Consider the following 13,090-nt stretch of genomic DNA (forward strand, 5'->3'; position numbering starts at 1 on the left):
CGGTGCCAGACATCGCAAACTGGAACAACGGGGTTGCAGCGTGTGGATTTTGCTTGCGTTTCCTGCCGCGTATGCGGCATCGCGGGTCGGGCCGCATTACGGGGTGCTCGCCGGGCTCGCGACGGTGGCCGTCGTGATGGTGACGCCGCAAGTGCTGCTGGCGTTGGGAATCGATTGGGTGACACGGCGGCGCGGACGCATTGAACCGCCTGTCACGACCGCTCCGCCTGTACAGACCGATAGTCCGGAGGACGAACTGGCTGACGGGCCCGACCACGCACCCGATGTGCCGTTTCGATACGGCGAGCGTGCACGATTCAAGCAACTGGTGCTGATCGCCGACGCCGTGCGGTCCGACGTCACCCGCAGTTTCTACGACAAGGCGAAGCGGACGATCGAAGCGTACGTGGATGTCGAGACGGGGCGCGACGGTTCGGGGGCGGCGATGGTGTCGACGGCCGAGCTGGCCCGGGAAGACGCCCCGACCGTCGTGCTGCCGGACGAAATGCTGACCGTTTTCGTGTCGAACGACGGCGCGTGGTCGGGGTTCCGCGTCGGTGACGACACCATCCGGTTCCGCCACGGTGCAATCACGAGAATGCAGCTCACGCAGGTGATTCCGGTTCGCTGGAAGGGCGGCTACATGGTGAAGTTCTGGTTCGACGTACCGAAACGGAACAGTCAAGACGATTGCGGGCCGCATTCGACCTGGTTCTATCTCGCGGCAGATTATTCCGGCCGCCGATCGCGCGCGCTCACCCATGCATGTCGCGAAATCGCGTCGGTGCTCGACGTCCCGTTCGACATCGACGAGATCGGCGACGACTGACTCAGCCCGCGTAGTACACGCGGCATTCCTGCTCGCGCCCGCGCACGATCCGCTTGCCGACGAGCGAGCCGTACGTTTCGGTGAAGACGGTCCGCTGATGCTCGCGTTGCAGGGCGTCGTAGAAATAGAGCGAGACCCAGTCCGTCGGGCGGGACGCCTCCGGCGTGCGCATCGCGGCATGCAGGCACAGCGCGGTGAAATGCCAGCCGCCCTTGGTCATGTGCATCACGGGCAGCGGCACGTAGTCGTCCGCATTCGGGCGCCGATGCGCGGTGACGCGTTGCACGACGCCAGGCGTCGGCAACACGCCGGCGGCGGCCTTGTTGCGGTACAGGCGGTCGATGTAGAGCAGCAGTTCGACGGGCGGCTCCGTGCCGCGGCCGGCGTCCTGCACGTGGCCCTGCCAGCGCCGGCGGCGGCTCAGCACGTCGTCGAGCGCGGCGCGGATGCCGGCCGCGCGCCGCGGGCCGACGCCCGAGATCGTTTCGAGCTGGCCGTTGCGGGCCGCGCGTTCGAGTTCCTCGAGCGTATCGATGTGCAGCAGGTCGTGAATGCGCAGCGCGAGCGCGTGGCCGATGCCCGGCACCGCTTCGAACGCGGAGGTGCGTTCGGCGTCGCCGCACAGCCGGTCGAGCTGGCGCCAGCGCCCCGTCACCAGCAGCTCGGCAATCGCCTGGGCGACGCCCGTGCCGACCTCGGGCAGCATCCCGAGCGCATCGACGCCACCGGATTCGAACAGGGAGCGGATGTCGAGGTCGAGCGCGTCGACCGTCTCGGCCGACGCGCGGTACGCGGCGACCCGGTACGGATTCGCGCCCTGGTCAGCCAGCCGCTGCGCCGCCTCGCGCAGGCAGGCCGCGATATGCCGGTTTTCCTCGAACGTTTGGCTGGCGGTCGTCTGCATGGCGAGGGACCTGGGGACGCACAAACGGAATGGACACGGCGAACGATGCGCCGGTCGGCCTTTCATCATTGTCGCGACACGCGATGAAGAAAACTTGACGCACGTCAATGGCAAACGTAGCACAGGTTCGACGCGCACGGTCGTGCCGGAAAGCGGCACGACCGTGCGTCGCGTAATGCGGTCACGCGTCGAGGAACGACTGCGCGTTTTCGGCCTCGGCGGCCGTGCGCAACGCGGCGAGCGCCCGCTTCTCGATCTGCCGCACGCGTTCGCGCGACATGCCCGCGTCCTGCGCGATCGCGTCGTAGGTGTCAGGCTCGGCGCCGCCGAGCCCGAACCGCCGGCGCAGCACGTCGGCCTCGGCCGGCGAGACCGACCGGAGCAGCGACCTCACGCATTCGCGCATCCGCGTGTCGGCCAGTTGCTCGAACGGGCTGGCCGACGCCTGGTCCTCGATCAGCTCGACGAGACCGGTGTCCGCGTCGGGCAGCGGCGCGTCGAGCGACACGGGCTCGGCAGGCAGCGCGAGCACCGCGCGCAGCTTGTCCTCGTCGAGGCCGGTTTCCGCCGCGAGGTCGGCCGGCGTCGCCCGGCGGCCCGTGCGCTGCCGAAAACGCAGCGCATGCCGCTGCACCCGCTGGTACTGGTCGCCGACGTGCACGGGCACGCGGATCGTGCGAGCGCGATCCGCGACCGCGCGCGCAATCGCCTGGCGGATCCACCAGGTCGCATAGGTCGAGAACTTGAACCCGCGCCGGTATTCGAATTTCTCGATCGCACGCATCAGGCCGAGGCTGCCGTCCTGCACGAGATCGGGCAGGTCGACGCCGCGGTTCATGTACTTGCGCGCGATCGACAGCACGAGCCGCAGGTTCGCCTCGAGCATCGCGCGCGTGGCGTCGCGCACTTTCTGCTGGCCGTCCGTCAGCGCCGCGGCGAGTGCCCGCCGCGCAACCGTGTCGAAGCAGGCGGCTTCGCCCGTCGCGGCGTGATGCGGCGCGGACACGAGCGCACGCACGACGCCGCTCGCGTCGTCGACGGCCGGTGCGACCCACGCGATCGAGCCGAGCAGGGCGGCCACGTGGTTGCGTGCGTCACGGTATTCGTCTGAACGGCAGCCATGCGCGTGCAACGCGCCGCGCAAGGCCGCGACGGCCGCCTGCAGCGCGTCGTAGCTGGCCGGCGCCGGCGTGTCGCCGGCGTCGTCATCGGACGACCCGGCTGCGCGGGTCGAAGCCGGGGCGCGATGACGCGCAAGCAGCGCGTCCACCGCCGCCGGATAGCCGGCGAGCGCGTGCAGGATCTGGTGGCGGCCTGTCTCGATCTCGCGCGCCAGCACGATTTCGCCTTCGCGCGTGAGCAGCGGCACCGCCTGCATGCGGCGCATGTAGAGGGCGAGCGGATCGGTCGATGCGCTCGTGCCGCGTGCGAGGTCGCCGAGCATCGCGCGGCCTTCGTCGAGCGCATCGCGATCGACGTCGACAGGCGCCGAACCGGCGAACGGCGCAGGCGCGGCCGGCTCGTCGAGCACGGCGATGCCGATGTCGGCGAGCGCGGCGCGCACGACGTCGAGCGCGTCGGGGCTGTCGCTTTCGGGCGGCAGCGCGTCGACGAGGTCGGCGTGGGTCAGATAACCCTGTTCGCCGGCGAGCGCCAGCAACTGGATGATCGGATCGAGCGGCGTGTCCGCCCGGGGAGTGGGCCGTGGCGTAGTCATGTCGATGGCGGCGTGAGCCGCGTTCCTGTCTGGGCGGGCCGAAGTCCGCTGGTTTCGGGCCGCCGGTTGCTCGCGAACCCCGTCCGCGCCGGCCAGCCTGACATCGTTCAAGTTGAGGGCATTTGCGCGAACTTCAACGCGGGTGCGGCAGACGTGCCAGCATGCGGCGTGCCCGCGCGCCCGTCCGGTGCAGGAAACAAAAAGTAACCGATCATACCGGGCGGAAATCTGCAGGGGACGTAAGCTAGAGTCAGGCGCGCGCCTGGCGGCGACGCGTGGATTCTGCCGGAGCAACCGATGACCCCGATTCCTGCCGCGAGGTATGCGGTATTCGCATTGACGACGCTGGCCCTCGGCGGCTGTTATTACACGAGTCCGTATGGCTATGCGCCGTACTACACACCGGCGCCGGCCACGCTGACGCAGCGCGAGATCCCCGTCACGCCGGCTGCGCCGGCCACCACTGCGCCGGGCCCGGCTGCGGCGGCGGTCGCGCCGCCGGTGGTCGATCCGGCGCCCGTCTACGTCGCGCCGGCCTATCCGCCACCGTATCCCTATCCGTATCCGTACTATGCCCCCGCGTATTACCCGGGCTGGTACGGCTGGGGCGCACCGGCGATCTCGGTCGGCTTCTGGGGCGGATGGGGCGGCGGCTGGCGTGGACGCGGCGGGTACGGGCATCGTCCGTGGGGCGGCGGCCACTGGGGCGGCGGCTGGGGCGGGCATCGGCACTGACCGGCGCGCGGCGGCACCGCGCGGGAGAGCATCATGAGGAACATGATTGTCCGAAGCCTGTGCGTCGTCCTGCTCGGCCTGGCGGCCGCGCCGGATATTACACAGGCACAGAGCACCGGCTACACGAATTCGCCGGCCGAGCTGTTCGCGGGGCCCGCGCCCGACTATCCGGTCGTCGCGCAGATTCCGCCGGGCACCGCGCTGGACGTGTTCGGCTGCCTGAGCGACTACACGTGGTGCGACGTCGCGCTGCCGGGCGTGCGCGGCTGGATCGACGCGCAACTGATCGACTATCCGTACCAGGGCGGTTACGCGCCGCTGCTCGAATATGGCGCGATCGTCGGCGTGCCGATCACGGGGTTCGCGATCGGTGCGTACTGGGATCGCTACTACCGTCACCGCCCGTGGTTCCATGACCGTGATCGGTGGGAACACCGCGCTGAACCGCGGCTCGGCCCGGGCGGCGTGCCGCCGGGACAGGGGCGCCCGCAACCGGGTGGGCCGCCGCAGGCCGCACCGGGCGGACCGCCGCCCGTGCATGACGCGCGGCCGTCCGCTGCACGCGGCGGCTGGAACGGCGCGATTCGCACGCCGCCGCCGGCTGCGCCTGCGCCCGCGCCCGCGCCTGCGCCTGCGCCTGCGCCGATGCCGGGTGCAGCCGGCAATCCGCGTCCGGCAGCGCCGCCGCCGGCCGTCATGCATCCGCCACCGGCCGCCGTCATGCGTCCGCCTCCCGCGCCGGGCGGCGAGGGCCGTTCGATGCCGGTACCGGTGCACCCGGGTGGTGGGGGGGGCGGCGGCGGTTACGGCGGCGCGCGACCGCAGGGTGGTGGGAACGGCGGCGGAAGCCACGGTGGTGGCGGCGGCGGCCCGGAAGAATTCCGTCACTGACGATGCCGATGCATTCGGTCGGCGCAGGACGAAAAAAGCCGCTCCGGAGAGCGGCTTCTGGATCGGGCGAGCGGGCTTCGGCCCGCAGCCTGACCGGCTACGTGTTACAAGCAGCCGGCCTTGCTGTTGCTACCCCAATCAGTCGTCGAGCAGCGACAGGTCGCGCACCGCACCCTTGTCGGCGGACATGACCAGCTTCGCGTAGGCCTTCAGCGCAGCGGACACCTTGCGCGGACGCGGCTGCGCCGGCTTCCAGCCCTTGGCGTTCTGCTCTTCGCGGCGGCGCGCCAGTTCCTCGTCCGACACCAGCACGTTGATCGTGCGATTCGGGATGTCGATGCGGATCTTGTCGCCGTCGCGCACGAGGCCGATCGCGCCGCCCGCTGCCGCTTCCGGCGAGCAATGGCCGATCGACAGGCCCGACGTGCCGCCCGAGAAGCGGCCGTCCGTCAGCAGCGCGCATGCCTTGCCGAGGCCCTTCGACTTGATGTAGCTGGTCGGGTAGAGCATTTCCTGCATGCCGGGGCCGCCCTTCGGGCCTTCGTAGCGCACGATCACCACGTCGCCGGCCTTGACCTTGTCGTTCAGGATGTTGTCGACTGCCTCATCCTGCGATTCCGTCACGTGTGCCGTGCCTTCGAACACGAGGATGCTCTCGTCGACGCCGGCCGTCTTCACCACGCAGCCGTCGAGCGCGATGTTGCCCGTCAGCACGGCGAGGCCGCCTTCCTTCGAGAACGCATGCTCGTACGAGCGGATGCAGCCTTCGGCGCGATCGAGGTCGAGGCTCGGCCAGCGCGTGTTCTGGCTGAACGCGACCTGCGTCGGGATGCCGGCCGGGCCGGCCTGGTAGAACGTGCGGACCGCGTCGTCCTGCGTGCGGACGATGTCCCACTGGTCGAGGGCGTCCTTCAGCGACGGCGCGTGCACGGTCGGCACGTCGGTGTGCAGCTTGCCGGCGCGGTCGAGCTCGCCGAGGATCGCCATGATGCCGCCTGCTCGGTGCACGTCCTCGATGTGGTACTTGTTCGTGTTCGGCGCGACCTTGCACAGCTGCGGCACGACGCGCGACAGGCGGTCGATGTCCTTCATCGTGAAGTCGATGCCGGCTTCCTGCGCGATCGCCAGCAGGTGCAGGATCGTGTTGGTCGAACCGCCCATCGCGATGTCGAGCGTCATCGCGTTCTCGAATGCCTTGAAGCCCACCGAGCGCGGCAGCACGCGGTCGTCGTCCTGCTCGTAGTGCTGGCGGGTGAGTTCGACGATGCGACGGCCGGCGCGCTTGAACAGTTGCTCGCGATCGGCGTGCGTGGCCACCACCGTGCCGTTGCCGGGCAGCGACAGGCCGAGCGCTTCGGTCAGGCAGTTCATCGAGTTCGCGGTGAACATGCCCGAGCACGAACCGCAGGTCGGGCAGGCCGAGCGTTCGACTTCGGCGACTTCGGCGTCGGAATACGACGGGTCGACCGCGATCACCATCGCGTCGACGAGGTCGAGCTTCTTCACCTCGATGGCCTTGGTGACCGGGTTCGCGAGGCGCGTCTTGCCCGCTTCCATCGGGCCGCCCGACACGAAGATCACCGGGATGTTAAGGCGCATCGCGGCCATCAGCATCCCCGGCGTGATCTTGTCGCAGTTCGAGATGCAGACCATCGCGTCCGCGCAGTGCGCGTTCACCATGTATTCGACCGAGTCGGCGATGATGTCGCGGCTCGGCAGCGAATACAGCATGCCGTCGTGGCCCATCGCGATGCCGTCGTCGACCGCGATCGTGTTGAATTCCTTCGCGACGCCGCCGGCCGCCTCGATCTCGCGCGCGACGAGCTGGCCGAGATCCTTCAGGTGCACGTGCCCCGGCACGAACTGCGTGAACGAGTTGACGACCGCGATGATCGGCTTCGAGAAATCGTCGTCTTTCATGCCGGTGGCGCGCCAGAGCGAGCGCGCCCCTGCCATGTTGCGGCCAGCGGTGGAGGTTTTGGAACGGTAAGTGGGCATGGTCGTTGCTGAAGAAATATCGCGGGAAAAGGGTGGAGGCACGGGGAATAAAGGCCTCTCTCGCGCCCGTGCGAACAACCTCTTGAGCTGCGCCCTGGGCAAACTGCGTGATTATCCCACAGCCGCCGGGCGCGCGGCGCCGGCGGGCAAGGCCGACCGGCGCGGGTGGGGCGCGGCGGGCAGCGCGTGGGCGCACAAGCCGAAAGAACCGAACAAAGCGAACAAAGCGAACAAAGCGAACAAAGCGAACAAAGCGAACAAAGCGCGGCACGAAGACGGAATGGCGGGAGCACGCGAAGCCGGAAGCCGGCCATCGCCAGCGGAGCCCGGCAGCGGCTTCATCGCCGGTCTTGCCGACGACGAAGCCGCGCCGCTCGATCGCGCGTCAGTCGAGCAGCGTCAGGATCTCGTCGTACAGCGCCTTCGGAATCCGCACACCGTTCGCGATGCTGCGCGCGCGGGCGTCGAAGCGGCGTTGCGACGGCAGCCGCGCACCCTGCGCGATGATCGATTCGAACATCCGCTCGCCGCGCGCGAGCCCCGTGTCGAGATCGTCGCCGAGGAACACCTTCGGGTCGAACGCGATCACGAGCTCGCCGTGGCACGGCGTCGCGCCGACGCCTTCGTCGAAGTCCATCGACTCGCGGCTCGTCATGTCGCCGATCAGCGCGCCGCCGAGCAGTTCGACCATCGCCGCGAGCGCCGAACCCTTGTGGCCGCCGAACGTGCGCATCGCGCCCTGCAGCGCGGCTTTCGGATCGGTGGTCGGCCGGCCGTCGGCGTCGATCGCCCATTCCGGCGGGATCGCCTTGCCTTGCTTCGCATGCAGCTCGATGTCGCCGCGCGCGATCGCACTCGTCGCGAAATCGAACACGAACGGCACACCGCCCGGGCGCGGCCATGCGAACGCGATCGGGTTCGTGCCGAACACCGGCTCCTTGCCGCCTTCCGGTGCAACCCAGCTATGGCTCGGGTTCATCGCGATGCCGACCAGCCCCTCGGCCGCGATGGCCTCGACCTCGGGCCACAGCGCGGAGAAGTGGTAGCAGTGGTTGATCGTCATCGCGGCGATGCCGTGCTGCTTCGCCATCTCGACGAGCACCGGCAGGCCGGTCTCGAAGCTCAGCAGCGAAAAGCCGCGATGTGCGTCGACCGAGACGATCGACGACGACAGCCGGCGCAGCGTCGGCACGGCTTGCGGATCGACCTTGCCCTTCTTCAGCGAACGCACGCAGACGAGCAGCCGGTACACGCCATGCGAATGGCATTCGTCGCGCTGGCCCTGCGTGATCACGTTGGCGATGGCACGCGCATGCGCGTCGGACATGCCGTTGTGCGTCAGCACGCGCAGCGCGAGCGCGTGGACTTCATCGAGCGACAGGACGATTTCGTCGGTGGATGCGGTCATCTCACGCCTCCCGCGGCGCGGGCACGCCGTCGATACGTTGCGGCACGTTCAGCGGATTGCCGTTGCGGATCGCGTCCGGCAGCAGCGCATCAGGCAGGTCCTGATACGACACCGGGCGCAGGAAGCGCTCGATCGCGCGCGCGCCGACGGACGTCGTGCGCGTGTCGGACGTGGCCGGGAACGGGCCGCCGTGCACCATCGCATGGCCGACCTCGACACCCGTGCCGAAGCCGTTGACGAGAATGCGGCCGGCCTTGCGCTCGAGCAGCGGGCGCAGCGCGGCGAACAGCGGCGCGTCGCCATCGGCGAGATGCGCGGCGATCGTCAACTGGCCTTCGAGCGACTTCAGCACGCGATGCAGCGTGTCGGCGTCCGGGCAACGCACGATCAGCGAAGCGGGGCCGAACACCTCGTCGCGCAACTCGGGATGCGCGATGAACGCGTCGGCCGAGGTCGCGAGCAGCGCCGCGCGGGCCTGCAGGCGGTTGCCTTCGGCGCCTTGTGCGAGCAGCTCGACGGCCGCGTGATCGCGCAGCGCCGCGACACCCTGTTCGTAGCTGGCGTGGATGGGCGGCGTCAGCATCGTTTGCGCGGGCGCGGCACGCACCGCGGCGGTGGCCGTTTCCTCGAACGCGCGCAGCGCGGGACCGTCGACGGCGAGCACGAGGCCCGGGTTCGTGCAGAACTGTCCTGCGCCGAGCGTAAGCGACGCGACGAACTGCGGCGCGATCGCATCGTGGCGCGCGTCGAGCGCGGCGGGAAACAGCAGCACGGGATTGATCGAGCTCATTTCCGCATAGACGGGAATCGGCTCGGGGCGCGCGGCCGCGATGTGCATCAGCGCGACGCCGCCGCGGCGCGAGCCGGTGAAGCCGACGGCCTTGATGCGTGGATCGGCGACGAGCGCCTGGCCGATCTCGCGCGACGCGTCGAACAGCAGCGAGAACACGCCGGCCGGCATCCCGCATTCATGCGCGGCTTGCTGGATCGCGCGGCCGACGAGTTCCGACGTGCCCGGATGCGCCGAATGCGCCTTGACGATCACCGGGCAGCCGGCCGCGAGCGCCGAGGCGGTATCGCCGCCGGCGACCGAGAACGCGAGCGGGAAGTTCGACGCACCGAACACGGCGACGGGCCCGACCGCGACGTTGCGCAGGCGCAGGTCGACGCGCGGCAGCGGCTTGCGCTCGGGGCGCGCCGGATCGATCCGCGCGTCGAGAAAGCCGCCGTCGCGCACGAGCGACGCGAACAGCGCGAGCTGGCCGACCGTGCGGCCGCGCTCGCCTTCGATGCGCGCGCGCGGCAGGCCCGTTTCGATGACGCAGCGCTCGATCAGGTCGTCGCCGAGCGCCATGATGTGGCGGCCGATCGCGTCGAGAAACGCGGCGCGGGCTTCGAGCGACGTTTCGCGATAGGTGTCGAAGGCGTCGTCGGCGAGCGCGCAGGCCGTCTCCAGGTCGTGCAGGCTCGCACCGCCGAAGGCGGGTTCGAGCCGTTCGCCGGTGGCGGCGGCGATCGCGTGGAGGGTGCCGTTCTGTCCGGCGACGGCGGACGGGCCGATCAGGAGCTGACCTGTGAGTTGCATGGTTTTCCTCGGAAAAAACAGGAGCCGGGCGTGGAGCGACCGGCCGAAGGGATCATGGGAAAGGGAGCGAGTGCGTCAGTCCTCGTCGTCGTCGAGTTGCAGCTTCTCCGAGCGCACGCCGGTGTTCGCCCCCCAGTAATAGATGACGAGCGCGACGGCCGCGACGACGACCGTGTCGTACGGATGCGCAAGCTGGCCCGTGCCGCCGAAGCCGCCGAGATACGACAGCACGATCATCGCGGCATAGAACGCGATCAGCCACGCGGACGAACGCACCTGCTCGGCGAGGCTCAGGTGCGCGGTCGGCACCCAGCGGCGGCACGCGAGATAGATCACGAACATCACGATCTGCAGGCCGAGCAGCCAGGACACCGTGCTCCAGCCCGACCAGTAGACGATCAGCGCGGCGATCACGAACGACGCGGGGCCGGTGATGCCGAACGCGCTGGCGCGGAACGGCCGGGGCAGGTCCGGTGCGGTGCGGCGCAGCGCGGCGACCGACACCGGTGCGACCGCATAGCTCAGCACCAGCGCGGCCGACACGATGTTGATCAGCGCTTCCCACGACGGGAACGGCAGCGTCCAGAAGATCGCGAGGCCGAACGTGAGCCACAGGCCCGCGCGCGGGATGCCCGACGCTTCGTCGACGCGCGTGAACACCTTGAAGAACGTGCCCGTCTTCGCCCAGCCGTAGACCACGCGCGGCGTCGCGTTCATGTAGATGTTGCCGCAGCCGCTCGGCGAGATCATCGCGTCGGCGACGACCATCACCGCGAGCCAGCCGACGCCGAGCGCCAGCGCGATGTCGCGGTACGGCAGCGAGAACGCCTTGCTCACGTCGTGCCAGCCGGCGGCGAGCATGTCGGTGGGGATGCTGCCGATGAACGCGAGCTGCAGCAGCACGTAGATCAGCGTCGACAGCAGGATCGACAGGATCAGCGCGATCGGGATCGTGCGCTGCGGATTGCGCACCTCGCTCGCGACCGACACGATCGGCGTGAGCCCGAGGTACGCGAAGATGATGCCGCCCGCGGACACGGCCATCTCGATGCCCGGCATGCCGAACGGCGCGAAGCCCTGGATCGTCAGGTTCGCGGGCTTGAAGAACGTGAACAGCACGGCGATCACCGCCAGCGGCACGATGAACTTGAAGACGCTGATGATGTTGTTCGCCTTCGCGAACGTCTTCACGCTCGAATAGTTCAGGTAAAAGAAGAAGCCCAGCAGCGCGGCCTGCACGAGCCAGCCGAGCGTGGTCGGGTCGCTCGATCCTGCGACGGTCAGGCCCGGAAACCACGCGGCCGCATACTGGCGCGCGGCGACGACTTCGATCGCGATCAGGCTCGAAAAGGCGATCAGCGTGATGAAGCCCATCAGGTAGCCGAGCAGCGGGCCGTGCGAGAACACCGGGTAGCGGACCACGCCGCCCGCGCGCGGCAGCGCGGCGCCGAGTTCGCAGTAGACGATGCCGAGCAGCAGCACCGCGAAGCCGCCGAGCAGCCACGAGAAGATGCCGGCCGGGCCCGCGATCGTCGACACGTGAATCGCGGCGAACAGCCACCCCGAACCGAAAATGGCGCCGAGACCGATGAACGTGAGATCGGTCAGCGACAGCTGTTTCTTGAACTTGCCGTGACCCGCGTCGGGGTGCGCGGAACGGGAAAGCGGGACAGACGGGTGAGCGTTGCCTTGGCCTGGCATGGGCGTGTCTCCTGGAGGAATATCGGCACAGGCTCGAGGTGCGCCGCGCTCCGACGGAGCAGCGGCGCCAGCCTGCCGGCCGGCGTCGCCCGGTTCGAACGACCGGGGCGGGCTGCGGGGCATTCACGCGCGGCGCGCTCGGGCGCCGGTATGAACGGGCCCGCGGGCCATGCCGGACCGAAGACGGCGGCGCGCAGGGGGGAAAGCCCGCACGCCGCCGCAGAGGGAGTCGATCAGAGACCGACGTCGGGCAGCGCCGGGCGCGTTTCGAGCGCCTTCGCGACGATGGCCTTCACTTCCGCGAGCGTGTCGCCCTGCAGCGCGAGGCGCGGCGGGCGCGTGATCGCGCTGCCGCGGCCGACCAGCTCTTCGCACAGCTTGATGCACTGCACGAGGTCGGGGCGTGCGTCGAGGTGCAGCAGCGGCATGAACCAGCGATACAGCGCGAGCGCTTCGTCGAAACGCTTCTGCTTCGCGAGGCGGAACAGCGTCTCGCCTTCCTTCGGGAACGCGTTCGACATGCCCGACACCCAGCCTTCGGCGCCGACGGCGATGCTCTCGACCACGACGTCGTCGAGGCCCGCGAACAGCACGAAGCGATCGCCGACCGCGTTGCGCAGGTCGATGAAACGGCGCGTATCGCCCGACGAATCCTTGAAGCAGACGATGTTCTCGCAATCCTGCAGCGCGATCAGCACGTCGGGCGTCACGTCGTTCTTGTAGATCGGCGGGTTGTTGTAGACCATCACCGGCAGGTCGGTGCTGGTTGCGACCGCGCGGAAGTGCGCGGCGGTTTCGTGCGGCTTCGCCGAGTAGACGAGGGCGGGCATCACCATCACGCCGTCGACGCCGACGCGCTGCGCCTCACGCACCGTGTTGCGCGCGAATTCGGTCGTGAATTCGGCGATGCCGGCGATCACCGGAATCTTGCCGCCGGCCGCGTCGCGTGCGGCTTCGATCACCTGGAGCTTCTCGCTCGTCGACAGCGACGTGTTCTCGCCGACCGTGCCGCAGACCACGAGGCCCGATACGCCGTCGTTCACCAGGTTCTTCACCACGCGGTGCGTGGCATCGATGTCGAGGGAAAAGTCCGGCTTGAACTGGGTGCTGACGGCCGGGAAAACCCCGGTCCACTGAATGGCGTTTCGGCTCACTTCAATCTCCTACGTGTTTGTATCGGTCGGCCGACAGGTGTCGGTGTGGCAACCAGTATCGCCGCGCAAATGCCCATCACGCTTGAGTCGTATCGCGGAGCAAAATGACGAAATCGGCACAGCGGCCGGACGGCGCGGGAAGGGCGCTTCGCACTATGCCGATTTCGT

10 protein-coding genes are annotated in these 13,090 nt (G+C 69.1%); 3 read left to right on the forward strand and 7 right to left on the reverse strand.

Annotated elements, in window-relative coordinates; genetic code table 11:
- Window positions 1-40: 40 nt before the first annotated feature.
- On the forward strand, window positions 41-829 hold the full coding sequence (locus tag CFB39_RS23625; protein ID WP_144030308.1) for a hypothetical protein: 789 nt from the start codon (window positions 41-43) through the stop codon (window positions 827-829).
- Window position 830: 1 nt separating this feature from the next.
- Here CFB39_RS23625 and CFB39_RS23630 read toward each other — a convergent pair whose 3' ends face one another.
- A complete protein-coding gene (locus CFB39_RS23630) occupies window positions 831-1,733 on the reverse strand; it encodes a helix-hairpin-helix domain-containing protein (protein WP_089474655.1) in 903 nt (300 codons plus the stop codon).
- Between the two features lie 181 nt (window positions 1,734-1,914).
- A complete protein-coding gene (locus tag CFB39_RS23635) occupies window positions 1,915-3,450 on the reverse strand; it encodes a sigma-70 family RNA polymerase sigma factor (protein WP_089474656.1) in 1,536 nt (511 codons plus the stop codon).
- A gap of 297 nt (window positions 3,451-3,747) precedes the next feature.
- Here CFB39_RS23635 and CFB39_RS23640 point away from each other — a divergent pair, with 297 nt between their 5' ends.
- Together CFB39_RS23640 and CFB39_RS23645 are read left to right on the forward strand one after the other, a co-directional pair.
- Complete coding sequence (locus tag CFB39_RS23640; RefSeq protein ID WP_089427727.1) at window positions 3,748-4,185, forward strand: hypothetical protein; 438 nt, start codon at window positions 3,748-3,750, stop codon at window positions 4,183-4,185.
- Between the two features lie 33 nt (window positions 4,186-4,218).
- Entirely contained in the window at window positions 4,219-5,076 is an 858-nt protein-coding gene (locus CFB39_RS23645) for an SH3 domain-containing protein (RefSeq protein WP_089474657.1), read from the forward strand.
- A gap of 138 nt (window positions 5,077-5,214) precedes the next feature.
- Here the strand turns inward: CFB39_RS23645 and ilvD are convergent, their stop codons facing one another.
- The 5 genes from ilvD to CFB39_RS23675 form a co-directional block, all read right to left on the reverse strand.
- Window positions 5,215-7,074 carry a dihydroxy-acid dehydratase gene (gene ilvD / locus CFB39_RS23650; protein WP_089474658.1) on the reverse strand — a complete coding sequence of 620 codons (1,860 nt, stop codon included), beginning with the start codon at window positions 7,072-7,074 and terminating at the stop codon, window positions 5,215-5,217.
- A 385-nt stretch (window positions 7,075-7,459) separates the two neighbouring features.
- The gene (locus CFB39_RS23655) at window positions 7,460-8,482 is read right to left on the reverse strand and encodes an Ldh family oxidoreductase (RefSeq protein ID WP_089474659.1); all 1,023 of its coding nucleotides are present in this window, start codon (window positions 8,480-8,482) and stop codon (window positions 7,460-7,462) included.
- 1 nt (window position 8,483) lies between these two features.
- Window positions 8,484-10,067: an aldehyde dehydrogenase (NADP(+)) gene (locus CFB39_RS23660; RefSeq protein ID WP_089474660.1), complete on the reverse strand. Its 1,584-nt coding sequence runs from the start codon at window positions 10,065-10,067 to the stop codon at window positions 8,484-8,486.
- A gap of 75 nt (window positions 10,068-10,142) precedes the next feature.
- Entirely contained in the window at window positions 10,143-11,768 is a 1,626-nt protein-coding gene (locus tag CFB39_RS23665; protein ID WP_089474661.1) for an APC family permease, read from the reverse strand.
- A gap of 233 nt (window positions 11,769-12,001) precedes the next feature.
- Window positions 12,002-12,922: a dihydrodipicolinate synthase family protein gene (locus CFB39_RS23675; RefSeq protein ID WP_006484863.1), complete on the reverse strand. Its 921-nt coding sequence runs from the start codon at window positions 12,920-12,922 to the stop codon at window positions 12,002-12,004.
- Window positions 12,923-13,090 lie beyond the last annotated feature (168 nt).

The organism is Burkholderia sp. AU6039 (genome assembly GCF_002223365.1).
In the GTDB taxonomy this organism is placed as follows: Bacteria; Pseudomonadota; Gammaproteobacteria; order Burkholderiales; family Burkholderiaceae; genus Burkholderia.